This window comes from Terrabacter sp. AAH1, assembly GCF_054456855.1.
On sequence record NZ_JBTJJV010000005.1, the window covers coordinates 185973 to 209872 of the forward strand.

At 71.9% G+C, this 23900-nt stretch carries 22 protein-coding genes; 7 read left to right on the forward strand and 15 right to left on the reverse strand.

Going from position 1 to position 23900, the window contains the following annotated elements; translation table 11 throughout:
* Positions 1-750, forward strand: a complete 750-nt coding sequence (locus tag ACXR8F_RS10620; protein ID WP_458800308.1) for a sugar transferase — start codon at positions 1-3, stop codon at positions 748-750.
* Here the strand turns inward: ACXR8F_RS10620 and ACXR8F_RS10625 are convergent.
* The 4 genes from ACXR8F_RS10625 to glnA form a co-directional block, all read right to left on the reverse strand.
* Positions 713-2353 (reverse strand): Rieske 2Fe-2S domain-containing protein, encoded by a 1641-nt coding sequence (locus ACXR8F_RS10625; protein ID WP_458800310.1) that lies wholly within the window; start codon positions 2351-2353, stop codon positions 713-715. The genes ACXR8F_RS10620 and ACXR8F_RS10625 overlap by 38 nt on opposite strands.
* A gap of 132 nt (positions 2354-2485) precedes the next feature.
* Positions 2486-3832 carry an MFS transporter gene (locus ACXR8F_RS10630; protein WP_458800312.1) on the reverse strand — a complete coding sequence of 449 codons (1347 nt, stop codon included), beginning with the start codon at positions 3830-3832 and terminating at the stop codon, positions 2486-2488.
* Positions 3789-4232: a DUF1810 domain-containing protein gene (locus ACXR8F_RS10635; RefSeq protein WP_458800314.1), complete on the reverse strand. Its 444-nt coding sequence runs from the start codon at positions 4230-4232 to the stop codon at positions 3789-3791. The genes ACXR8F_RS10630 and ACXR8F_RS10635 overlap by 44 nt, the downstream gene beginning before the upstream one ends.
* A 443-nt stretch (positions 4233-4675) precedes the next feature.
* Positions 4676-6100, reverse strand: a complete 1425-nt coding sequence (glnA, locus tag ACXR8F_RS10640) for a type I glutamate--ammonia ligase (protein WP_458800316.1) — start codon at positions 6098-6100, stop codon at positions 4676-4678.
* Between the two features lie 198 nt (positions 6101-6298).
* On the opposite strand from glnA, the gene ACXR8F_RS10645 reads away from it, so the two are divergent.
* The gene (locus ACXR8F_RS10645) at positions 6299-6781 is read left to right on the forward strand and encodes an RDD family protein (RefSeq protein ID WP_458800318.1); all 483 of its coding nucleotides are present in this window, start codon (positions 6299-6301) and stop codon (positions 6779-6781) included.
* Positions 6782-6870: 89 nt separating this feature from the next.
* On the opposite strand, the gene ACXR8F_RS10650 is transcribed toward ACXR8F_RS10645, so the two are convergent.
* The 7 genes from ACXR8F_RS10650 to lipB form a co-directional block, all read right to left on the reverse strand.
* Positions 6871-7605: a DUF4191 domain-containing protein gene (locus ACXR8F_RS10650; protein ID WP_045192590.1), complete on the reverse strand. Its 735-nt coding sequence runs from the start codon at positions 7603-7605 to the stop codon at positions 6871-6873.
* Between the two features lie 5 nt (positions 7606-7610).
* Positions 7611-8636: a lipoyl synthase gene (gene lipA, locus ACXR8F_RS10655; RefSeq protein WP_045192588.1), complete on the reverse strand. Its 1026-nt coding sequence runs from the start codon at positions 8634-8636 to the stop codon at positions 7611-7613.
* 89 nt (positions 8637-8725) lie between these two features.
* A complete protein-coding gene (locus ACXR8F_RS10660) occupies positions 8726-9988 on the reverse strand; it encodes an RNA polymerase sigma factor (protein WP_458800320.1) in 1263 nt (420 codons plus the stop codon).
* Positions 9989-9997: 9 nt separating this feature from the next.
* Complete coding sequence (locus ACXR8F_RS10665) at positions 9998-10354, reverse strand: YciI family protein (RefSeq protein WP_458800322.1); 357 nt, start codon at positions 10352-10354, stop codon at positions 9998-10000.
* A gap of 101 nt (positions 10355-10455) precedes the next feature.
* A complete protein-coding gene (locus ACXR8F_RS10670; protein ID WP_458800324.1) occupies positions 10456-11544 on the reverse strand; it encodes an ABC transporter permease subunit in 1089 nt (362 codons plus the stop codon).
* Positions 11541-12503: an ABC transporter ATP-binding protein gene (locus tag ACXR8F_RS10675; RefSeq protein WP_045192582.1), complete on the reverse strand. Its 963-nt coding sequence runs from the start codon at positions 12501-12503 to the stop codon at positions 11541-11543. Before ACXR8F_RS10675 ends, ACXR8F_RS10670 begins: the two co-directional genes overlap by 4 nt.
* Positions 12504-12551: 48 nt before the next feature.
* Positions 12552-13211, reverse strand: a complete 660-nt coding sequence (gene lipB, locus ACXR8F_RS10680) for a lipoyl(octanoyl) transferase LipB (RefSeq protein ID WP_458800326.1) — start codon at positions 13209-13211, stop codon at positions 12552-12554.
* A 36-nt stretch (positions 13212-13247) separates the two neighbouring features.
* Between lipB and ACXR8F_RS10685 the strand changes: the two genes are divergently transcribed.
* Positions 13248-14315: a Gfo/Idh/MocA family protein gene (locus ACXR8F_RS10685; protein WP_458800328.1), complete on the forward strand. Its 1068-nt coding sequence runs from the start codon at positions 13248-13250 to the stop codon at positions 14313-14315.
* Between the two features lie 55 nt (positions 14316-14370).
* Positions 14371-15963 carry a serine/threonine-protein kinase gene (locus tag ACXR8F_RS10690; RefSeq protein WP_458800330.1) on the forward strand — a complete coding sequence of 531 codons (1593 nt, stop codon included), beginning with the start codon at positions 14371-14373 and terminating at the stop codon, positions 15961-15963.
* On the opposite strand, the gene ACXR8F_RS10695 is transcribed toward ACXR8F_RS10690, so the two are convergent.
* From ACXR8F_RS10695 to lpdA, 3 genes are read right to left on the reverse strand one after another with little or no spacing between them, the layout of a single operon-like run.
* Complete coding sequence (locus ACXR8F_RS10695; RefSeq protein WP_458800332.1) at positions 15941-16849, reverse strand: TIGR01777 family oxidoreductase; 909 nt, start codon at positions 16847-16849, stop codon at positions 15941-15943. The two genes, ACXR8F_RS10690 and ACXR8F_RS10695, sit on opposite strands and share 23 nt — an antisense overlap.
* Before the next feature lie 26 nt (positions 16850-16875).
* On the reverse strand, positions 16876-18768 hold the full coding sequence (sucB, locus tag ACXR8F_RS10700; RefSeq protein WP_458800334.1) for a 2-oxoglutarate dehydrogenase, E2 component, dihydrolipoamide succinyltransferase: 1893 nt from the start codon (positions 18766-18768) through the stop codon (positions 16876-16878).
* Between the two features lie 31 nt (positions 18769-18799).
* Positions 18800-20185 (reverse strand): dihydrolipoyl dehydrogenase, encoded by a 1386-nt coding sequence (gene lpdA / locus ACXR8F_RS10705; protein ID WP_458800335.1) that lies wholly within the window; start codon positions 20183-20185, stop codon positions 18800-18802.
* A 171-nt stretch (positions 20186-20356) separates the two neighbouring features.
* Here lpdA and ACXR8F_RS10710 point away from each other — a divergent pair, with 171 nt between their 5' ends.
* Positions 20357-20704: a hypothetical protein gene (locus tag ACXR8F_RS10710; RefSeq protein WP_045192574.1), complete on the forward strand. Its 348-nt coding sequence runs from the start codon at positions 20357-20359 to the stop codon at positions 20702-20704.
* A 94-nt stretch (positions 20705-20798) separates the two neighbouring features.
* A complete protein-coding gene (locus ACXR8F_RS10715; protein WP_045192573.1) occupies positions 20799-20987 on the forward strand; it encodes a DUF5302 domain-containing protein in 189 nt (62 codons plus the stop codon).
* A gap of 146 nt (positions 20988-21133) precedes the next feature.
* Here the strand turns inward: ACXR8F_RS10715 and ACXR8F_RS10720 are convergent, their stop codons facing one another.
* Complete coding sequence (locus tag ACXR8F_RS10720; protein ID WP_458800338.1) at positions 21134-22603, reverse strand: leucyl aminopeptidase; 1470 nt, start codon at positions 22601-22603, stop codon at positions 21134-21136.
* A 167-nt stretch (positions 22604-22770) separates the two neighbouring features.
* Here ACXR8F_RS10720 and gcvT point away from each other — a divergent pair, with 167 nt between their 5' ends.
* Positions 22771-23889 (forward strand): glycine cleavage system aminomethyltransferase GcvT, encoded by a 1119-nt coding sequence (gene gcvT, locus ACXR8F_RS10725; protein ID WP_458800340.1) that lies wholly within the window; start codon positions 22771-22773, stop codon positions 23887-23889.
* Positions 23890-23900 lie beyond the last annotated feature (11 nt).

Sequence of the window (23900 nt, forward strand, 5' to 3'; positions counted from 1 at the left end):
ATGGCGACCAGCCAGGCGGTGCCTGAGCCGACCGCCAGGGGACGGTTCCAGCACGACGTGAGATCTACTGCGGCACAGGCCGACTCGCGTGTGGGGCGCATCTCCGTGCGGCGAAGGGCGCTCGATGTGGTCGTGGCCGTCACCGGTCTGCTGGTGCTCGCGCCCGTTCTCGTCGCCGTTGCCGTCGCGGTGCGGCTCTCCAGCCCGGGACCGGTGATCTTCCGGCAGGTGCGGCTCACTCGTGGCCGGGCACCCTTCACCCTGTACAAGTTCCGCACCATGCGCGTCGGGACGCACGGTCCTGAGGTGACCCGGAAGGGAGACCCTCGCGTCACCGCCCCGGGTCGCCTGCTGCGGAGGACGAGCCTCGACGAGCTGCCGCAGCTGGTCAACGTCCTCCTCGGCCAGATGACCCTGGTGGGCCCGCGACCCGAGACACCGGCTCTGGCGAGCCTCTACCCGGACGACGTCGCGTGGGTGCTCGACGAGACGCCCGGGCTCACCGGCCCGGCCCAGATCACGCTGCGTGACGAGGTCAGCGTCGTCGACGGGACCGGCGGTCCGAGCGTCTCGGCGGTCGACCCCGAGGTGCTGGAGCAGTGGTACGCCGAGCAGCTCGTGCCCCGTCGGGTGGCCGCCGACCTGACGTTCCTGCGTCATCCGACGCTCGGCGCGACGCTGCGCGTCATCTGGTGGACGGCCCGCTACCTCGTCACGGGGCGACCGCCGGAGACACGGCTCGACGGCTGACGAGCGGGTCGCAGCGGGCGTTGAGGCACTCGCCGGTCCCCAGGTCGAACTCGAAGTTGTGCGCGAGGCAGCGCAGCACGCCGTCGCGCAGCACCGCGCCGTGTGCCAGGTCCTCCCCGGCGTGGGGGCAGTAGCGGCTGACCTCCCACTCGCGTATGCCGTCCGCGCACCGCTCGGGGAGCGTCACCGTGTCCTCGGGGTCGCGTTCGGTCTCGTAGCGCTCCACCTCGTCGAGGGCGGCTGCGTCGGCGTGCTTGAGCAGCCCGACGAGGTAGTCGTTGTAGCGGTCGGGGTCGCGCCAGCACGAGATGCGCAACGACAGGAAGAGGTCCTCCCAGCGCACCCGGCCGGTCAGCACCGCGTCGAGCCAGCGGGCCTCGACGGTGATGCGGTAGGCGGGTGCCGGAGTGCTGCCGGTCAGGTCGACGCGGCAGCGTGTGGGTCCGAGCTCGACGTCCCACGTGCCGCCGTCGGCCCCGCCGACGACGAAGCGCACCGTCATCGCGATGCGGTGCAGGAAGTAGTCGGACAGGGCGCCGAGCTGCTCGAAGTGGCGGGTAAAGCGCTGGTCCAGGCCGCTCCCGCGGGGCGGGTCCGGGAACGCGGCGTAGACGGCGGCGAGGTCGCCCGCGCGTCGGGCGGCGTAGTCGGAGAGGTAGTCGTGGAGGTCGTCGGGCAGGCGCCCTGCCAGGCAGGACGTGTCGCGGTCGCCGGCCAGCCGGAAGCCGTCCCAGTGCGGGTCCCGCTCGACGACGCCCGTGCCGACGTCGACGCGGTCACCGGGGAGCAGCCGCTCGACCGTCTGGTCGCGCAGCCGTGAACGCAGGTACGCGGCCGCCTGCGCCGTGTCGGGGAAGATGCCGGGCGGTGCGATGCGGTCGTTGTGGCGCGCGAGGGCCGGGTCCAGGAAGCAGGGCGGGCCGGCATACGGCAGCACGACCTTCGGGGGCGCCGCCCGCAGCAGTCGGCTGACCGCCTTGAACTTCCCGAGGCGCTTGTCGGCGCTCATCGAGGCGACCACCTCGGGCGGGTACTCGTAGCAGATCGGGTGCCACGACGCCCCGGACATCTGCACACCCATGAGGTCGATCGGGCGACCCACCTCCTCGACCGCCCGGCGCAGCTGGGCCGTGGTCAGCCGGGCGTCGTTCGTGTGCAGGATCGCGTGACCGGAGACGAACAGCAGCACCGCCGCGTCGTGGCACATCGGTGACTGCTCCTGGATCACCGTCATCCAGTCGCCGTGCCGGTCGAGGGCGAGCCGCTCCCACCGGTCGAGCTCGACGACGACGTTGCGGATGCCGGCGCCCCTGAGGCGCGAGAGCATCTCGGGGGCCGGGTAGTGCGGGATGACGATGCGCACGTGCTCGGGCAGCAGGCGCAGCAGGTCGAGGTCCAGGTGGTCCAGGTGCTCGTGCGAGATCGACACCCAGTCGGCGTCGAGCACGTCGGGCCGCAGCAGGTGCGAGTTGTCGGGGAAGGGGAACCACGAGCCGAGGAAGGCGCCCCGGGGAGACATCCACGGGTCGCAGAGGAGGCTGACGTGGGCGGCGTCGACCCGCAGGCCCGCGTGTCCGAGCGAGGTGACCACAGGTGCGACCATGCCGCCATCGTGCGGTCCGAGGCAGACCGTGACGACCCGTCCGCAGCCGAGCCCGGCCTACGGCGATCGACGTAGGGCGCGGACCTCGCCGCGCGTCCGCGCCGGCCCTTCTCGCGTATGCCGACCGGTCGGCTACCGCATGTGCCGCCGGTTGCGCAGGTCGACCGCGCTGGCGGCGAGCGCCACGGCGACGAGGACTGCGCAGACCTTGAGCGCTCCGCTCGGGTCGAGCCCTCCGGCTCCTCCGGCGCCGGCGTAGAAGACGGCGCCCACCAGCGCGATGCCCATCGCCGTCCCGATGCGCTGGCCGGTCTGCAGCAGACCGCCGGCCGTGCCGGCCCGGTCGACGGGCACGCCGTCGACCGCGAGGGTGATGTTGGGGGAGATGACGAGGCCGCTGCCGATGCCGGCCACGAGCAGCGGCGCAACGAGCCACCAGCCGAGGCCGGGACCGTCGGCGGCCGCGACCGTGATGTCGACGCCGACGACGCCGACGAGCACGACGACGAGACCGGTGGTCACGAGCAGGCGGCCGTACCGGCTCACGAGCCGCCCGCCGAGCGCGGACGTGACGGCCGAGCCGAGCGCGAACGGGGTGACGGTGAGACCGGCCAGCAGCGGCGAGTAGTGCAGCTGCTGCTGAACGTGGATGGTCAGCACGAAGAAGATCCCGGTGAACCCGCCGAAGTAGATGGTGCCGACGGTCGCGCCCGACGGGTAGCCCCTCACGCCGAAGAGCGAGAGGTCGACGAGAGGCTCTCGTCCGAGGCCGGTGTAGCGACGTTCCCACGCCAGGAACGCCCCCACGAAGGCCAGGCCCACGAGGCCGACCCACCACGGCACGGTCGAGCCGCCACGGCCCGACTCCACCACGGGCAGCAGGATGCCGAGCACGCCCGCCCCCAGCAGCAGCACCCCGACCGGGTCGACGTCGATGCCGCGCCCGCGAGCCCGCTGCGGAGGGGCCGGGAGCCAGCGCATCGCGAGGACGACGGCGGCGACCGCGACGGGCAGGTTGACGAAGAAGATCCACCGCCAGCCGGCGTCGGCGCCGAGGGCGTCGAGCAGCACGCCACCCACGACAGGACCGACCGCCGTCGAGATCCCGATCGTCGCACCGAGCAGGCCGAAGGCACGCCCGCGCTCGGCCCCTCGGAACAGCTGCTGGATGAGACCCGAGACCTGGGGGTTGAGGATGCCCCCCGCGGCGCCCTGCACCAGCCGCGCCACGACGAGCAGACCCGCACTGGGCGCCAACCCGCAGGCGAGGCTCGACAGGCCGAACAGCACCACGCCCACGACGAAGACCGTGCGCCGGCCGAGCGCGTCGCCGATGCGCCCCGACGGCACGAGAGTCAGGCCGAAGGCCAGCGCGTAGCCCGACACCACCCACTGGAGGTCGCTCGGCGTGGCGTCGACCCCGCCGGCCCGCCCGTCACGAACCCAGGATCCCGGTCGTCGCGTCGTCCCTGCGCCCACCGAAGAAGTGGTCGAGCACCCGGCCGAACAGCTCCTCGTCCGACGGGTCGGTGGCGGCCCGCTCGAACAGCGTCATCGACGACCGCAGCTTCGTGGCGTCGATGCCTCCCAGCACGGCGACCGGGTCACGCTCGCTCAACGCGTCCAGGGCCTCAGCGCACTCGCGCAGACGGGGTCCGAGGACGGGGTGGCGCAGGTAGGCACGTGCCTCGGGAAGGCCCGACACGGCATACGCCCTCGCCATGTCGCTGCGACCGAGCCCGGCGACCTGGGGCAGCACGAACCACATCCAGTGGCCGCGCTTGCGGCCCGCACGCAGCTCGGCGAGCGCAGCGACGTACGCACCGCCACGGTCCTGCGCGTCCACGAACCGCTGGAGGTCGAAGGGGTCGTCACTCATACCTCCGTCGTACCCGGCCCCGGTCCCCGCGGGAACAATCGTGGCCCGACCGGGGTAGGCGGGGTGGGAGGGGAGCCAGGCAGCAAACAGCCCCGCTCGCCGTCGGGTGAGCGGGGCTGTTCGTCTGCCCACTCGGGAGTGGGCACGGATGCGGCAGTCCCTCCACGAACCAGCCAACCTCCGTGTGGCGACAGCCTTGTCAGTCCGTCGTCATCAGGTAGACGATCGACGGCCCAGTTCATGACGCGCTTTTTGCGAAGATCTTCGAAACGCGGACGAGTCCGCCCGCGCTGCCGTTGCGGTGGTGCTGGCAGCACGAGCGGACTCGCTGTGGCTTCGCTCCGCTCAGAGGTCGCTGAGCCGTCGTTCGACCTCTGGCTCCGCTTCGCTCCGCTCAGAGGTCGCTGAGCCGTCGTTCGACCTCTGGCTCCGCTTCGCTCCGCTCAGAGGTCGAAGTACATCTCGAACTCGTGGGGGTGCGGGCGGAAGCGGATCGGGTCCACCTCGTTCTTGCGCTTGTACTCGATCCACGCCTCGATGAGGTCGGCCGTGAAGACGTCGCCCTCGAGGAGGTAGTCGTGGTCGGCCTCGAGCGCCGCGAGCACCTCGGGCAGCGAGCCCGGGACCTGCTCGATCGCCGCGTGCTCCTCGGGCGGCAGCTCGTAGAGGTCCTTGTCCACGGGCTCCGGCGGCTCGATGCGGTTCTTGATGCCGTCGAGGCCGGCCATCAGCTGGGCGGCGAAGCAGAGGTACGGGTTCGCCGACGGGTCGGGAACGCGGAACTCGATGCGCTTTGCCTTGGGCGAGGTGCCCGTGATCGGGATGCGCACGCACGCCGAGCGGTTGCGGGCCGAGTAGACCAGGTTGACCGGGGCCTCGTAGCCCGGGACCAGGCGGTGGTAGCTGTTGATCGTCGGGTTGGTGAACGCCAGCAGCGAGGGGGCGTGCTTGAGCAGGCCGCCGATGTACCAGCGCGCGATGTCCGACAGGCCGCCGTAGCCGCGCTCGTCGTAGAAGAGCGGCTCGCCGTCCTTCCAGAGGGACTGGTGCGTGTGCATGCCCGAGCCGTTGTCGCCGAAGAGCGGCTTCGGCATGAACGTGGCGGTGTGGCCCTGCGCCCACGCGGAGTTCTTGACGACGTACTTGAACTTCATGAGGTCGTCGCCCGAGTGGAGCAGCGTGTTGAAGCGGTAGTTGATCTCCATCTGGCCCGCGGTGCCGACCTCGTGGTGGCTGCGCTCGACGTTGAGACCGACCTCCTTGAGCTCGAGGCAGATCTTGTCGCGGAAGTCGGCGAAGTGGTCGACCGGCGAGACGGGGAAGTAGCCGCCCTTGTAGCGGGTCTTGTAGCCCTTGTTGCCGCCCTCCTCCTCGCGGCCGGTGTTCCACGCGGCCTCGACGGAGTCGATGAAGTAGTAGCCGGCGTTCTGCTTCGTCTCGAAGCGCACGTCGTCGAAGACGTAGAACTCGGCCTCGGCGCCGAAGTAGGCGGTGTCGGCGATACCGGTCGACTTGAGGTACTCCTCGGCCTTGCTCGCGATGTTGCGCGGGTCGCGGCTGTAGCGCTCGTCGGTGAACGGGTCGAGGATCGAGAAGTTCATGACCAGCGTCTTCTCGGCGCGGTACGGGTCGATGAACGCGGTGGCGGGGTCCGGGACCAGCTTCATGTCGGACTCGTGGATCGCCTGGAAGCCGCGGATCGAGGACCCGTCGAACATCTGACCAACGGTGAAGAAGTCCTCGTCGACCGACTCAGCCGGCACGTTGAAGTGCTGCATGACACCGGGCAGATCGCAGAACCGAATGTCGACGAACTTGACGTCCTCGTCCTTGATGAACGTGAGGACCTCGTCAGCTGAGCTGAACATCCAACCTCCTATGTGGGGCGAGGTCGCCCCTCTGTCGCGGCGCTCTGTCGAGCGGCCGGGATCGAGTGACGGCCCCGTGCTGTCGTCGACGACACTACCGACCGGCGATTTCTCGGCCATGACCCGGATGTTTCGCGGGTGTTACGGATGCACAGGCCCGGGCAAAGCACACAGCCCGTGTCTCGTTACGCTTGCACCGTGGTGGACCGCAAGGATTTCGGCTCGTGGCTCGAGGGCCCGAGAGCGCGCACGAGCGCGGACGGACAGTACCGGGGACGCGACCTGGGCCTGCCCGACAAGGGGCCCGGTTCGATCGGCGGCTTCGGCATCCGGCTCGTCGGCGTCCTCATCGACTGGGGCATCGCCTCGCTCATCGCGAGGGGGCTCTTCTCGGTGCCGCTGCCGTTCTCGCAGCCGCCGGCGACCGGGGCCCAGAACTTCGTGGTGCTCGGCGTGTTCGCCGTCATGCACCTGCTGCTCGTCGGCACGCTCGGCTACACCATCGGCCACCGCATCACGGGGCTGCAGGTGCGGTCGCTGTCCACGGGCCGGGTGATGCCGGTCCAGGCGGTCGTGCGCACGATCCTGCTGGCGATCTTCATCCCGGCGGTGGTCTGGGACCGAGACGGGCGGGGCCTGCACGACAAGGTCCCCGGCACCGTCCTGGTCCGCACCCGCTGACCCGCCCGGCGATCGAAAGCGCAGTTCGTCCTCCTCACAGCGAAAGAGCAGTCCGTCCGCGAGGGACGAACTGCTCTTTCGATCGGGGGTCACTTGCCGCGCAGGGCCTTGCGGTCCATGCGGGCGCGCGTCGGGTCGACGCCGGGCGGCAGGGGAGCGCGCAGGCCGCCGAGCGCCTTGAGACGCTTGTTGACCATGGCCATCTCGTCCTTGGTGATCTGCGGCTTGAGGCGCTGGACCTTGCTCGCGAGCTTGGGCAGCGGGATCTCGTTCTCGCCGTTGCCGACCCGGAGTGTCGTGACCGGCACGCCGGGGGCCACGCGCTCGACGCGCTTCTTCTCCGCGGCGAGCAGCTTCTGCACGCGCGACGTGGGGCCCTCGCCGACGAGCACGACGCCCGGGCGGCCGAGGGCGCGGTAGACCATCGCGGCCGAGCTGATGTCACCGGCACGGGCCACGTCGGCGGCGACCGGCTCGCGGTCGGTGTACCAGCCGCGGCGGATCGAGGTGAGCGCAGCGCCGGCGGCACCGGCCTGACCCTCGATCTGGCCGTAGGCGGCGCGCTCGGCGCGCCGGCTCATGACGATCGTCGCGGCGAGGATGCCGAACAGCACGCCGAACGCACCGAAGATCCACGGCAGCTTGACGATGAAGCCGACGACGAGCAGGACGCCGAACGTCACGAGGAACGCCAGGAGCATGTACCAGCCGATGAGCGGGTCAGCCTGCCTCGAGATCCGGTAGACGTCGCGGATCTGGGACAGCCGTCCCTGCTTCTTCTCCTGGGGCGCGGTCGATGCGTCCCCGTCTTTGTTGCGTGCCATGGTGCTCAGGATACGGCGCTCTGTGCGCGGGCCACCAACGACGCCGCCTCCTGGCGGGCGGGGGACTCGGCGGCCTCGGCGAGGTGCGCGAGGTGGGCCGGGATCTCGCGACCCCACTTGCGCATCGCGGTAGCCCAGAGGCGGCCTGCGCGGTAGGACGAGCGCACGAGCGGGCCGGCCATGACGCCCTTGAAGCCCATCTCCTCGGCGACCTCGGACCAGTGCACGAACTCCTCCGGCTTGACCCACCGGTCGATGGGGTGGTGCAGCTTCGAGGGGCGGAGGTACTGGGTGATCGTGAGGATGTCGCAGCCGGCGTCGTGGAGGTCGCGGATGGCCTCCTCGATCTCGGTGTCGGTCTCGCCCATGCCGAGGATGAGGTTGGACTTCGTGACGAGCTGCGCCTCGCGGGCCATCGTCAGCACCTTGAGCGACTTCTCGTAGGTGAAGGCGGGCCGGATGCGCTTGAAGATGCGCGGCACGGTCTCGAGGTTGTGCGCGAACACCTCGGGGCGGGCGTCGAAGACCTGGCCGACGAGCTCGGGCCTGGCGCCGAAGTCGGGAGGGAGGATCTCGACGCCGGTGTTCGGGTTGAGCAGGTGGATCTGGCGGATCGTCTCGGCGTAGAGCCCGGCGGCGCCGTCGGGCTGGTCGTCGCGGGCGACGCCGGTGACGGTCGAGTAGCGCAACCCCATCTGGGCCACGGACTCGGCGACGCGGCGCGGCTCGTCGAGGTCGAGCGAGGTCGGTCGGCCCGTCGCGATGTCGCAGAAGTCGCAGCGCCGGGTGCAGACGTCACCGCCGATGAGGAAGGTGGCCTCCTTGTCCTCCCAGCACTCGAAGATGTTGGGGCAGCCGGCCTCCTGACACACCGTGTGCAGGCCCTCGGACTTCACCATCGAGTGCAGCGCGGTGTACTCGGGGCCCATCTTCGCGGTCGTCCGGATCCAGGACGGCTTGCGCTCGATGGGGGTCTCGGCGTTGCGCGCCTCGACGCGCAGCAGACGACGGCCGTCGGGAACGACAGACACACGGGCTCCTTGGTCGGGACTTCCTGCTCCGGACAGGTTACGCCTCATCGACAACGCTCCCGACCACGGCCGTATGCCGTGGGGCGGGCTCAGGCGTCCTCGTTGGCTCGCGCCTCGGCGAGCCGTGACACGAGAAAGGCCCGCTCGACGTCGTTCCCGGTGAGCGTGAGCGCCTCCTCGTACGCGGTCGCCGCCTCCGGCCAGGCGCCCAAGCGACGCAGCAGATCGGCCCGGGTGGCGCTCACGTAGGGATACGTCGCGACGGAGGGGTCCGCGAGAAGTGGCTCCAGCGCGGCGAGGCCCGCCCGCGGCCCGTCGCGGAAGCCCAGCGCTGCCGCGCGAGCGAGGGCGACGACCGGCGACGGCCACAGGTCGAGGAGCACGTCGTAGAGCCCGACGACCTCGGCCCAGTCGGTCGCCTCCCAGGTCGGCGCCTCGGCGTGCACGGCCGCGATGGCCGCCTCGACGGTGTGCCGCCCCGGAGGTCCCTGCCCCAGGGCCTCTCCCACGAGCGCCGCCCCCTCGGCGATGAGCCGGTGGTCCCAGCGCGAGCGGTCCTGGTCGGCGAGCAGGACCAGCGTCCCGTCCTCGCCCACCCGGGTGTCACGTCGTGCGTGGGCGAGCAGCATCAGGGCCAGCAGGCCGGTGACACCGCTGGCATCCGGCAGCAGCCGGTGCAGCATGCGGCCCATCCGGATGGCGACGTCGACGAGGTCCTGCCGCACGAGCCCGCTCCCGCTCGGCGCCGTGTGCCCGGTCGTGAAGACGAGGTGCAGCACGTCGGTGACCGCGCCGAGGCGCTGGGGCAGCTCGTCGCGCGACGGCACGCGGTAGGGGATGCGCGCCGTCGCGATCTTCCTCTTGGCCCGGGTGATCCGCGCGGCCATCGTCGACTCCTGCACGAGGAACGCGCGTGCGACCTCCGCGGTCGACAGGCCGCAGACCAGCCGCAGGGTGAGGGCGACCTGTGCCTCCGGCGCGAGCGCCGGGTGGCAGCAGGTGAAGACGAGGCGCAGACGGTCGTCGGGCACGGCCCGCTCGTCCACGGCATACGGCTCGGGGTCGCTCTCGTCGACGACGAGCATCGGGAGCAGGCGCCGACCGTGCGCCTCCCGACGCACGACGTCGCGGGCGCGGTTGCCCGCGACCGTGGTGAGCCAGCCGCCCGGCCGCCGGGGTATGCCGTCCGCCGGCCACCGCTCGAGGGCTCGCTCGAACGCGTCCTGGGTGCACTCCTCGGCGAGGTCGAGGTCGCGCGTGACCCGGGCTGTCGAGGCGAGCACGCGGGCCCACTCGTCGCGGTGCGCGCGTGCCACGGCGGCGGCGACCTCGGGCGGTGGCGCGGACGTCACGGTGTCGGCTCAGCCGTGGTCGACGATCGGGCGCACCTCGACGGCCCCGTGCCGCTCGCGCAGCTCCGGCAGCATCCTGGCCAGCCCGACGGCGGCGTCGAGGTCCGGCACGTCGACGATGTAGAAGCCGCCGAGCGCCTCCTTCGTCTCCATGAACGGTCCGTCGGTGACGAGCGGAGTGCTGTTGCCCGAGGCGCGCAGGGTGGTCGCCGTCGTCGCCGACTCGAGCTCCTCACCACTGAGGCGACCGGCGCCGGCGGCCCGCGAGAAGGCGATGTGGCCCGCCTCCTTGGCCTCGAGCTCCTCGGGCGTCTGGGCGTCCCACTCCTGCTCGCTGCCGTAGATGAGGACCAGGTACTTGGCCATGTCGGTGTCTCCTTGCTTCGGTGTCCGCCGGTGTGTCCGGCTACCCGTACGACGAACGGCTTCGCGCCGGATCGACAGGTCAGGTCCGGATCACCGCACCGTCACGTGACGTCGCGGCGGCGGAAGGCGGCGAGGGCCGCGGCGACGAGCACGACGCTCACGACGAGCAGGTAGACCCAGCCGTGCGTGTAGGTGATCGTCTGTTCGGCGAAGGTGCACCCGTCGGCGGTGCACCGCTCGGCGGCGTACGGAAAGCCCTTCTCGAGGAACGCGAACGCGTTCGGCACGATCGCGAAGGGCGTGAGGCGGCCCTGCAGCAGCGCGTGCACGGCGAACCCCTCGACGAGGACGACGTAGCCGAGCACGAAGCCGACGACGGCGGCGGTGTGCCGCACGAGCAGCCCGAGCGTGGCTCCCAGCAACCCGGCGAGCAGGACGACCACGACGGCCCGGAGCGCGAGCTGCCCCAGGGACTCGTCGAGCGGTGGCGGGTCTGGCAGCTGCAGGTCGGAGCCCGGCCGGTTCACGGTGGCGACCATGTGGGCACCGAGGGCGAGCAGGACGACCGCGGCGGCGGCGAGAGCCGTGGCGCCGATCGCGGCGGCGACCAGCTTGCTCGCCGCGACCTCCAAGCGGCGTGGCTTGAAGGTGAGCCAGTTGCCCATCGAGCCGGTGGTGAACTCCGCGGCCACGAAGCTGCCCATGAGGATGAGCACGAGGAAGCCACCCACCGACACGAGCGGCTCCATCGCGGACTGCGTGATGGTGTCGGCGATCGGCACGACGATGCCCATCTCCTCGAGCGTCGGGTTCTGGATCGTGCCGATGGTGTCGCAGCGGAAGTCGATGCCGGGGTCGCCGGTCCGCTCGCGCTCGAGCGCCTGCTGCTCGCGGCAGTCCTCGAGCATCTGCGGCAGCTGGTCCTTCATCTCGGCCTGCTGCCGCTTGTTCTCCTCGAGCATGATCGTGTACGAGTCGAGCTGCTGGGCGAGGCGCTCGGGCGTCGAGGACTTGTACGCGTTGTAGACCATCGCGAGGACGAAGAGCACGATGCCGGCGAGCACCGCCTTCGTCAGGCGGCGCCACCAGAGGCGCTTCAGCTCCACGCCGACGAGCCCGGCGAACGACGCACCCGTGGGGCGCATCTCGCTGCGCGGTCGGGCGTCGGGGGAGATGAGGGTGTCGGTCATGCCGCGTCCCCCTTCGCGCCGCCGCCGGCCGCCCGGTCGGCATCGGTGCCGAGGCCCTGGTCGGCCGTGAGAGCGAGGAAGGCCGACTCGAGGTCGGGGCGCACGGGGACGAGCTCGTTGACGTAGAGGCCGTGGCCGGCCAGCGCCCGCGTGACGGCCGCCGGGTCGTCGGCGGCGACGAGGAGGTGTTCACCCTCCCTGGTCGGGCTGAATCCCTCGGCGCGGAGCACCTGCTCGGCCCGGTCGGGGGCGGCCACGCCGACGCGCACCTGCGCGACCCCGGTGCCGCCGAGGATGTCGGCGACCGGGCCCTCGGCCAGCAGCGCGCCGTGCCCGATGATCGAGACCGTGTCGGCCACGTGCTCGACCTCCGCGAGGATGTGCGAGCTGACGAGCACGGTCTTGCCGCCGGCGCCGAGCGAGCGCATGGTGTCTCGGACCTCGCGGATGCCGGCGGGGTCGAGGCCGTTGGTCGGCTCGTCGAAGATGAGCAGGTCGGGGTCCTTGAGCAGGGTGGCCGCGATGGCCAGGCGCTGCTTCATGCCCAGCGAGAAGCCGGCGTAGCGGTCGCGGCCGCGGTCCTGCAGGTGGGTGGCCTCGAGCACCTCGTCCACGCGGTGGCGGGGGCTCCCGATGGCGCCGGCCAGCAGTGCCAGGTTCTGACGGGCGGTGAACGCGGGGAAGAACTTCGGCGACTCGACGATGGCCCCGACCCGGTCGATGACGTGGGGGAGGCGACCCGGCACCGCCTCGCCGAAGACCTCCGCGGATCCCGAGTCGGCGCGGACGAGCCCGAGGAGCATGCGGATCGTCGTCGTCTTGCCCGAGCCGTTGGGGCCGAGGAAGCCGTGGACGCCCCCGAGCGGCACCGTCATGCTGAGGCCCTGGACGGCGACCCGCCGCGCGCCGCGGCTCAGGTACGTCTTGCGTAGGTTGACGGTGCGGACGGCAGCGTCCATCGATCCCCCTGGTTCGACCGGTTGGTGGTCGCCACCCTAGGGGGTCGGTCAGGCCAGTGCGCGCCGGTTGGGCCGCAGTGTCGGCAGGATGTCGGCGAGGTGCTTCTCGACGTGCGGCAGCACCTCGGTCACGGGGACGTCGCGGCCGAGCTCGAACGACAGCGACGTGACGCCGGCGCCGACGATGCCGCACGGGATGATGACCTCACCCCACGACAGGTCGGGGTTGCAGTTGAATGCGAAGCCGTGCATCGCCACCTGGCGGCTCACGCGGATGCCGATGGCGCCGATCTTGCGTCGCGGCCCGCGGTCGTCGGCCGCGATCCACGTGCCGCTCTCGCCCTCGACGCGCCCGGCCTCGACGCCGAAGTCGGCGCACACGCGGATCATCATCTCCTCGAGCGCCCGCACGTAGCCGACGACGTCGATGGGGGCCGGGAGGCGCACGATGGGGTAGCCGGTGATCTGGCCCGGCCCGTGCCACGTGATCTTGCCGCCGCGGTCGACGTCGATGACCGGCGTGCCGTCGTTGGGCCGCTCCTGCGGCTCGGTGCGCTTGCCGGCCGTGTAGACGGGTCGGTGCTCGAGCAGGTAGACCGTGTCGGGCTCCTCGCCGGCCACGACCTTCGCGTGCGTGTCGCGCTGCACCTGCCAGGCCTGCTCGTAGTCGACGAAGTCGGGGTCGAGGCCGAGGTGCACGAGACGCATGCGGTCAGGGTACGCCGTGCGGCATACGATGCCGGAATGCCGTCCGACGAAGCCGCCCCGTCCATCCCCCTCCGTGTCGGGCTCGTCGGATACGGCTCAGCCGGCCGCGGCATCCACGCTCCCCTCATCGAGCGGGCCGGGCTGAGCGTCGCAGCCGTGTCGACGTCCGACGCGACGCGCGCCGAGCAGGTGCGTTCGGACCTGCCGCACGCCGAGGTCGTGCCCGACCTCGAAGCGCTGCTGGGTGTCGATGCGCTCGACCTCGTCGTCCTCGCGTCGCCGAGCGGGGTGCACGCCGAGCAGGCCGAGAAGGTCATCGAGGCCGGCCTGCCCCTCGCCGTCGACAAGCCGCTCGCCGTCGACGCCAGCTCCGCCCTCGACGTCGTCGACCGGGCGACCCACCACGGCGTGCCCCTCACCGTCTTCAACAACCGGCGTTTCGACCCCGAGCTCGCGGCGCTGCGCATCGTGCGCGACGAGGAGCTCGTCGGCGAGATCTGGCGGGCCGAATACCGTTGGGACCGCTGGCGGCCCGTGCCGAAGCAGCGCTGGCGTGAGACCGTCGGGCCGACCGAGGGCGGTGGCCTGCTGCTCGACCTGCACAGTCACCTCATCGACCAGGCGGTGCTGCTGCACGGGGAGGTCGAGTCGGTGTACGCCGAGCTCGACGCACGCACGGTGACGGCCGAGGACGACACCTTCCTCGCGTGCCGCCACACGTCCGGCGTCGTCAGCCACGTCATCTCGAGCTCGGTCAACGGCGCCCCCGGTCCGCGGGCTCGCGTCAACGGCTCGGGGGGTGCCTACGTCATCGGCAAGCAGTTCGACGACGTCAGCTCGTTCACCGAGTTCGCCAACCAGGGTGACGCGGTGGGCTGGGTCGTGCGCGGCGACGAGCGCGAGCCCGGCCCCATCGTGTCCGACGCCGACCAGGCCAACTTCTACCGCGCGGTCGCGGCCGCCCTCGCCAGCACCGATCCGCAGGCGACGATGCCCGTCGACCCGCGGGACGCCGTGCACGTGCTCGCCGTCATCGACGCGGCCCGGATCAGCGCCCGCGACCGGCGCGTCGTCGACGTCGTCACGCCCGGGCAGACCCCCTGAGCGGACCTGTGGACGACGCGCTCGCGGGTCGCGCGGGCGCTGGTTGCATGGGCGGGTGACCGACAGCACCCACGAGCCGAGCCAGAGCCCGCCCCACACGGTCCCCGACGTGCCGGGGCACCGCCTCGACGCGGTGATCGGTACAGGTGGGTCTGCCGTGGTGTGGGCGGGCGTCGACGCGACCGGGCGGCCGGTCGCGGTCAAGGTGCCGCACCGGGCGCCCGACGAGGTCGATGCGCAGCAGGCGCTCGTCGAGCAGCAGGTCCTCACCGCGGTCCAGCACGACCATCTCGTCACGCTGCGGTCGGTCGTCCCCCTCGCCGACGGGCGCGAGGCGCTGGTCTTCGACCTCGTCCGGGGCGCCGTGCTGCGGGGAATGGTCGCCAGTCGCGGGCACCTGCGCCCGGGCGAGGTGGTCACCGTGCTGACGCCGATCAGCCAGGCGGTCGCGCACGTGCACTCGGCCGGGGGCGTGCACGCCGACATCTCACCCTCCAACATCGCGCTGACCAGGGCGGGGCGACCCGTCCTGCTCGACCTGGGGGCGGCTCGGGTCGCCGGGCGCGACCCCGGGGCGGTCCACGGCACCCCGGGTTTCGTGGCGCCCGAGGTGCTCCTCGGCGACCCACCCGGCGAGGCGGCCGACGTGTACGCGCTGGGCGCGGTCGCGTGGTTCTGCCTGACGGGCAACGGCGCCCCCGACACGATGATGCGGCTCGACCTCGAGACCGTCGTGAGCCACGTCGGCCCCGAGCTCGCCGAGGTCGTCGCGCAGGCCATCGACCCCGACCCCGCGCGCCGGCCCTCAGCGGCCGAGCTGGCCCGGCGCTTCTACGAGGCGTCGTCGGCCGAGCCCGTCGAGGTCGTGGTCGGTGCCGACGAGGCGTCGGCCCTCACCCACCGGCTGCGGGCGCAGGCGGGCCGGGACGCTCCACCTGCGGTCAGCACGGTCGGTCACCGCTGGCGCCGGCGGGTCCTCGCCGCCGCGCTCGTGGCCGTGCCCGTGCTCGGTGTCGCCGGATGGGCCCTCGCGGCCCGGCAGACGCAGCCGGGCGCCCCGCTCGTGCGGGTCGCGACGGCGCCCCCGGTCGTCCGACCCTCACCGGCAGAGCCCACCACGGCAACGAGGACGGCGACGAGAACCGTGGCGACGACCCTGGCACGGCCCAGCGGCGCTGCAAGCCCCGCCGCTCACGCCGGCCGGCCGAGCTCGGGCGGGCAGGCCGCACTCGTCCCCGTCGTCCTCGACGCCGACAGTGCGGCGCGACGACCCAAGGACCTCCTGCAGGCGCTGAGCGACCGTCGGGCGACCGCGCTCGTGAACCGCGACGTCAGCGCTCTGGGCGCGGTCCACGCGCCCGGTTCCGCGAGCGCGGCGAGCGATGCTGCCCTCGTCGCGCGGCTGAGCCGGGCCGGAGTGCGGTGGGAGGGCCTGCGGCTCGAGGTGGCCCAGGCGCTCCACGTCTCAGGCGACGACCGCCACGCGGTGCTGCGAGCCCGGGTCGACTGGACGGCATACGTCGTGGTGTCGGCCGACGGCGCCCGCTCGCAGCGGTCGGCCGACACCGGGAGGCTCCTCGACTTCGCCCTGACCCGGGGTGCTCAGGGCTGGCGGCTCACGGCCGTCACGACTGCACCAGCCACCTGACGGCGCTCGTCAGGTCGGGGTGCTCGAACTCGAAACCGCTCGCGAGCAGTGCAGCGGGCTGCATCCGCTGGCTCGCGACCACGTAGTCGGCGAACTCGCCGATGACGGCGCGCAGCGCGAACTGTGGCGCCGGCAGGATCGCCGGCCGCGAGAGGGCCGATCCGATCGCCGCTGCGATCTCCTTCTGCCGGGCGGCTCCCGGGGCCGCCGCGTTGAAGGGCCCGACCAGCTCGGTGTGGTCCACGAGGTGGGTCAGCAGGCGCACCTCGTCGACGAGGGTGACCCACGGCCACCACTCCCGGCCCGAGCCCATCGGCCCGCCGAGGCCCAGGCGGCCCAGCAGCACGACGGGTTTGAACGCGCCGCCCTCGCGAGCCATCACGAGCCCGGTGCGGACGAACGCCACGGGGAGGGCGGCGTCGACGGCGGGCTGGGCAGCGCCCTCCCACCGGGTCACCACGCCGGCGAGGAAGTCGCTGCCGGGCGGGCTGTCCTCGGTGAGCACCTCGTCGCCGCGGTCGCCGTAGTAGCCCACGGCCGAACCGTTGACGAGCTTGACGGCGCGGCCCGTCCGCTCGTGGTGGGCCACGACGGCGCGGGCGATCGTGCCGGTCGCGTCGGTGCGTGACCGCTCGACTTCGCGCTTGTGCTCGGCGTTCCAGCGACGGTCACCGATGCCGACCCCGGCGAGGTTCACGATCGCGTCGACGCGGTCGAGCGCGGACTCGTCGAGGACGCCCTTCGTAGGGTTCCACTCGACCTCGCCCGGACCGTCGGCGCGGCGGCGCACGAGGCGCAGCACCTCGTCACCGCGCGCCTCGAGATGACGACGAAGCGCGCCGCCGATCAGTCCGGACGAACCGGCGATGGCGACGCGCCTCGTCATGACGTGCTCCTCATGTGGCTGGGGCCTCAGGCCTCGAAGCGCCCCTCTTCCAGACGTGCCTTCATCGTGCCGAGGAAGCGTGCGGCGTCTGCGCCGTCGACGATGCGGTGGTCGTAGGACAGCGCGAGGTACATCATCGAGCGGATCGCGATGGTCTCGCCGCCGTCGGCGTCGGTGACGACGACCGGACGCTTGACGATCGCACCGGTGCCGAGGATGGCGACCTGAGGCTGGTTGATGATCGGCGTGTCGAAGAGCGCACCGCGGCTGCCGGTGTTGGTGATGGTGAACGTGCCACCGGCGAGGTCGTCGGGCGTGATCTTGTTGCTGCGCGTGCGCGCCGCAACGTCGGCGATCGCGCGGGCGAGCCCGGCGATGTTGAGGTCGCCGGCGTTCTTGACCACCGGGACGATCAGGCCCTTCTCGGTGTCGACGGCGATCGAGAGGTTCTCGGTGCCGTGGTAGACGATCTCGTCGCCGTCGATGCTGGCGTTGACCATCGGGTGCGCCTTGAGCGCTTCGGTGGCCGCCAGCGCCAGGAACGGCAGGAAGCTGAGCTTCGTGCCCTCGCGGGCCTCGAAGTCGTTCTTGACCTTGGCGCGCAGCCGGGCGACCTTCGTGAGGTCGACCTCGACGACGGTGGTCAGCTGGGCTGAGACCTGGAGCGACTCGACCATGCGCGTGGCGATGACCTTGCGCAGACGGCTCATCTTCTCGCGCGTGCCGCGCTTGGGCGAGACCGCGGTTGCGGCCGGGGCCGGCGCCGCGCTCGGGGTGGGAGCCGACGCGGCCGGAGCGGCAGCCGGGGCAGGCGCGGCCGGTGCCTTGGCGGCCTCGGCGGCATCGAGCACGTCCTGCTTGCGGATGCGGCCGCCGACGCCCGTGCCCGTGATCGAGCCGAGGTCGACGCCGTGCTGGGAGGCCAGCTTGCGCACGAGGGGGGTGACGTACGCGGCAGCGTCGTCACGTGACGGCGCCGACGACGTCGTGCTCGCCTCGGGGGACTGCTGAGCGGCGGGGCGCTCGGCGTCGGCCGGCAGGCCTGCGGCCTGCTGCTCGCCCGACTCGGCCTGCGCCTGGGCGGGTGCCTGGGCCGCGGGAGACGGGGACGCGGCCGGCTGCGAGGCGGCGGCGTCGGCCTGGGCCGCGGCGTCCTGCTGCGGGGCGTCCTGCTGCGGGGCGTCCTGCTTCGGGGCTTCCTGCTGCGGAGCCTCCTCCTTCGGGGCTTCCTGCTGCGGGGCTTCCTGAGCCGGAGCGGACGCCGGCGCGCCACCGATGACGGCGAGGTCGGCGCCGACCGGGACCGTGTCGTCCTCCTGGACGAGGATCTTGGTCAGCGTGCCGGCCACGGGGGAGGGGATCTCGGTGTCGACCTTGTCGGTGGAGACCTCGAGGAGCGGCTCGTCGACGGCGACCTCGTCGCCCTCGGCCTTGAGCCAGCGGGTGACGGTGCCCTCGGTGACGGACTCGCCGAGCGCGGGCATCGTGACGGTCTGGCCTTCGCCGCCCTCGGACGACGACGCGCCGGCCTGGGGCTGCTCGGCCTGGGCGGCCTCGGGCTCGCTCGTCGCGGCCTGCGGCTCCTGCTCGGTGCTCGGCGCCTCGGGCGCAGGCGCCTGGGCCGCCTCGGGCTCGGGAGCAGACTCGGCCGCCGGTGCGTCGCCCCCGCCGGAGGGAGCGGCACCGTCGCCGATGACGGCGAGGTCGGCGCCCACGGGGACGGTGTCGTCCTCCTGCGCCAGGATCTCCTGCAGCGTGCCCGCCACGGGGGACGGGATCTCGGTGTCGACCTTGTCGGTGGAGACCTCGAGCAGTGGCTCGTCGACCTCGACCTGGTCGCCGACGCTCTTCAGCCAGCGGGTGACGGTCCCCTCGGTGACTGACTCACCCAGGGCCGGCATGGTCACGCGTTCTGACATGACGTGTTTTCTCCTCTTCCCAGTGTCTGGCTCAAGCGTGTGCGTGCAGGGGCTTCCCCGCCAAGGCCAAGTGTGCCTCGCCGAGCGCCTCGTTCTGTGTGGGGTGCGCGTGGATGAGACCGGCGACGTCCTCGGGGTGCGCCTCCCAGTTCACGATGAGCTGCGCCTCGCCGATCTGCTCGCCCATGCGGGCGCCGATCATGTGGACCCCGACGACGGGACCGTCGACCTGGCGGACGAGCTTGACGAAGCCCTGCGTGCCGAGGATCTGCGACTTGCCGTTGCCGCCGAGGTTGTACTCGTAGGTCGCGACGTCGCCGTGCTTCTCGCGGGCCTGCGCCTCGGTGAGCCCGACGCTGGCGATCTCGGGGTCGCAGTAGGTGACGCGCGGGATGCCGGTCTCGTCGATGACGGCGGGCGAGAGGCCCGCGATCTCCTCGGCGACGAAGATGCCCTGGGCGAAGCCGCGGTGGGCGAGCTGCAGCCCGGGCACGATGTCGCCGACGGCGTACACCGACGGGACGTTCGTGCGGAGGCGCTCGTCGGTGGGCACGAAGCCGCGGTCGACGGTGACGCCGGCGGCCTCGTAGCCGAGGCCCTCGGTGACCGGTCCGCGGCCGACCGCGACGAGCAGCAGGTCGGCCTCGATCGTCTCGCCCGACTCGAGCGAGACGGTGACGACGTCGCCCTGCTGGGTGGCGCCGGCGAACCGCACGCCGGTCTTGAAGGCAATCTTGCGCTTGCGGAAGGACCGCTCGAGCTGCTTGCTGATGGTCTCGTCCTCGGCGGCGACGAGTCGCGGGAGTGCCTCGACGATCGTCACCTCGGAGCCGAAGCTCTTGAAGACAGAGGCGAACTCGACGCCGATGACGCCGCCGCCCAGCACGACGACGCGGGCCGGGACGTGGTCGATCGCGAGCGCCTGCTCGCTCGTCATGATGCGGCCGCCGATCTCGAGGCCGGGGAGCGACTTCGCATAGCTGCCGGTCGCGAGGACGACGTTGCGGCCGGTGATGCGGCGGTCGCCGACGACGACGGTGTTCGGGCCGTCGAGGACGCCGGCGCCCTCGACGTACTCGATCTTGGCGGCCTTCACGAGGCCCTGCAGGCCCTTGTAGAGGCGGCTGATGACGCCGTCCTTGTAGGCGTTGACGCCGGTCATGTCGACGGACTCGAACGTCGTCTTGACGCCGAACGACGCGCCCTCACGAGCGACGTCGGCAACCTCTGCGGCGTGCAGCAGCGCCTTCGTCGGGATGCAGCCCTGGTGCAGGCAGGTGCCGCCGAGGCGGCCCTTCTCGACGAGGGCCACCGAGAGGCCCAGCTCTGCCGACCGGAGGGCACAGGCGTAGCCGCCCGACCCCCCACCGAGGATGACGACGTCGTAGTCGCCTGCGGCATCAGCCGACATGTGCATGGGCTCCTTCGGGTGGATCGCCGGTTCCGGCCGTCGTGCAGCGGAGTCCGGGGACGTGCGGGTGGGCGTGCACACAGCATCTTGTCATTGATCGACTGGGACGTCACAGGCAGGTCACGCCTCGCGGCGAGGTCCCCTCGCAGGCACGGTGCGACCACGTACAGTGCCGCCATGGGCTGGTTCTCGCGCCGCAGCAGCCGCAAGGGCGACGGCCGTCAGGGCCGCTCCGACGGTCCGCAGATGGAGATCGACCGCAAGGCGGTCGAGGCGCATCTGCGTGCCTTCGTCGAGACCAAGCGCGGTGTCGAGGCGTACGTCGAACCCGCCACGAGCGTCACCACGACGACCATCGTGCTCATCGCCTGGGACGGCGAGTGGACCCGTCGCGCGGTCGGTTCGCCCAAGGACGGCTTCGACATCAGCCAGAAGCTCGGCGTCCCCGTCTACGACGTCAACAAGACCGGCTACCCCAACCGCATGCGGGAGTGGAGCAAGCGGCGCCGCCGGGGCGACGCGTGAGGTAAAGGGGTGGACCCGCCCGCCCGCGCCTGACAGGGTGAAAAGCGTTCAGTCCGTGCCGGATCCGGCGCCACAGCACACAGGAGGTCCACCGATGTCCAAGCAGGACGGCTCAGAGAGCGGCCCGAGCGAAGAGATGAAGGCCAAGTTCCGTGCGGCGCTCGACAAGAAGCACGCGCACGGCGGCAAGGACGTCTCCGACGACCACGACCGTTCGAAGGTGCACGGGGCGCACGGGCCTGCCAAGGCCCAGCAGATGTTCCGCCGCAAGTCCGGCGGCTGAGCTCCCCCGCTCCAACCGTCGAGAGGCCACGAAGTGCTGCCTCACCGGTGTCGAGAGGCCAGGACGCGCGACGCGTCCTGGCCTCTCGACTGTCACGAGGGGCCACGAGGGGGCCACGAGTGGCCCTTCGACGGTTGGGCGGTCTGTCAGAGGTAGGACTCGGCCACGCCGACGAGGGTGCGCACGCCGAAGCCGGTGCCGCCCTTGGGCCAGTAGCCGGCAGGAGCCTTGTCGTTGAAGGCCGGCCCGGCGATGTCGAGGTGGCTCCAGGGGATGCCCTCGCCGACGAACTCCTGCAGGAACAGGCCCGCCGTGAGCATGCCGCCCTCGACGCCGCCCTTGTGGGCGAGGTCGGCGTTGATCGACTCGAGGCCAGGGCGCAGCTCGACCGGCAGCGGCATCGGCCACATCGCCTCGCCGACCGTGCGCGCCGCATCGAGCACGCGGGTGCGGAACGCGTCGTCGTTGGACATGACGGCGGCCGTGTTGGCCAGCGCGACGACCTGGGCGCCGGTGAGGGTGGCGACGTCGACGATCGCGTCGGGCGAGGTCTCGGACGCGAGGGCGATGCAGTCGCCGAGCACCATGCGTCCCTCGGCGTCGGTGTTGAGCACCTCGACCGTCTTGCCGCCCCGCATCGTCACGACGTCGCTCGGGCGCTGGGCCGTCGAGCTGGGCATGTTCTCCGCCAGCCCGAGGTAGCCGGTGACGGCGATCGGCAGGCCGAGCTCGGCGATGGCCAGGACCGCTCCGGCGACGGCCGCAGCGCCGGCCATGTCGCACTTCATCGTGAGCATGCCGTTGGCCGGCTTGATGCACAGGCCGCCCGAGTCGAAGGTGATGCCCTTGCCGATGAAGGCGATGGAGGCCTTGGGGCGGCTGGGGGAGTAGCTGAGCACGGCGATGCGTGGCTCGTTGGCCGAGCCCTGGCCGACGCCGACCGTGCCGCCGAAGCCGCCGGCGCGCAGCGCCTTCATGTCGTAGGACTTGAGCTTGACCTTCGTGCCCTTGATGCGGTCGGCGAGGGAGTCGACGAACGTCTCGGGGTAGAGCAGGTTGGGCGGCAGGTTGACCAGGTCGCGGGTGTACGCGACGGCGTCACCGAGCGCTGCCGCGCGCTTGACGGCCTTGCGGGAGGCCGCGTCGGCCGGGCCCACGAGCGCGACTGCGGCGACGGCATCGGTGCTGGTCGTGCCCGCCTTCGAGACGGCATACGCCCCGAGGGCCGCGCCCTCCGCGACGGCGGAGACGAGCTCGACGGACGTGCCGGGCACGACGACCGCGACCTTCTTCTTCTTGCCCAGCGTGCGGATGGCCGCGCCGAGGCCCTTGCGGACCTCCTCGAGGGCGGCCGGCTCGGTCGATAGGGCGCCCACGCCGGCGAGCACCACCAGCTTGGCCGCCACCTCGGGCACGGCGGCGAGCGTCGTGACCTCACCCACCTTGCCGGCGAGCTCGAGGTCGGCGACGACCGACTTGAGGTGCGAGACCGTCTTGCGCGGCAGCCCGTGCCCGGGGGCCAGGGCGGCGCCGCTCTCGCCCGGCACGATCGCGACGACGAGCGCGTCACACGGCGTGTCGGCGGCCGAGCGGTTCGAGATGGTCAGGTTGGCCACGAGGACTCCTTCGTCGGGTGTGCGTCCAGGTCGCGCGGTGCCGGCGCGACTCAGGGTGAGTCTGGGTGCGCGGGCGCCCGGGAGGGCGCAGCCACGCTGCCGCTGGTGGCGGCGTTCGATGATAACGAGCGGGGGCGGCGCGCCCACCGAGCGGTAGGTTGGCGCCCATGACGACACAGACGTCGGGTGCCCGCGCCCAGCTGACCTCCCCGCTTCACGACCGGCACGTCGCCCTCGGCGCGAAGATGGCTGACTTCGGCGGCTGGGACATGCCGATCGAGTACCCGGGCGGCGGCGTCGTCGCCGAGCACACCGCGGTGCGCGAGCGTGTCGGCATCTTCGACGTGAGCCACCTCGGCAAGGCGTCGGTGGTGGGACCCGGTGCGGCCGACTTCGTCAACGCGTGCCTCACCAACGACGTTCGCCGCATCCAGCCGGGCTCCGCCCAGTACACGTTGTGCTGCGACGATTCGGGCGGGGTGGTCGACGACCTGATCGTCTACCTCAAGTCCGACGACGACGTCTTCCTCATCCCCAACGCCGCCAACACCGCCGAGGTGGTGCGGCGCCTGCAGGCAGCGGCCCCCGAGGGCATCACGGTCACCAACCTGCACCACGACTTCGGCGTCATCGCGGTCCAGGGCACCAGGAGCGACGAGGTGCTCGAGTCGCTCGGACTGCCGACGGGCCACGACTACATGTCGTTCGTCGAGGCGGACTGGCAGGGCCATCCGGTCATCGTGTGCCGCACCGGCTACACGGGCGAGCGCGGCTACGAGCTCGTGCCGCGCTGGGACGACGCGCCCGCTCTCTGGGACGCTATGGTCGGCGCGATCGAGCCCTTCGAGGGCAAGCCGTGCGGCCTCGGCGCGCGTGACACGCTGCGCACCGAGATGGGCTATCCCCTGCACGGGCAGGACCTCTCGCTCGACATCTCCCCGGTGCAGGCCCGGGCGGGCTGGGCGGTCGGCTGGAAGAAGGACACCTTCTGGGGCAAGGCCGCGCTCGAGGCCGAGAAGGCCGACCCCAAGCGCCTCATGCGCGGGCTGCTCGTGACGGGCCGCGGCATCCCGCGCGCCCACTGCGCGGTGTCGCGCGACGGCGAGAGCGTCGGCGAGGTCACCTCGGGCACGTTCTCGCCGACCCTGAAGCAGGGAATCGCGTTGGCGCTCCTGCGTCCTGACGTCGCCGACGGAGACACGGTCTCGATCGACGTGCGTGGTCGTGCGCTCGAGGCGACGGTCGTCAAGCCGCCGTTCGTCCAGGTGCAGGTTCGCGAGGGCTGAGTCCCCTCGAG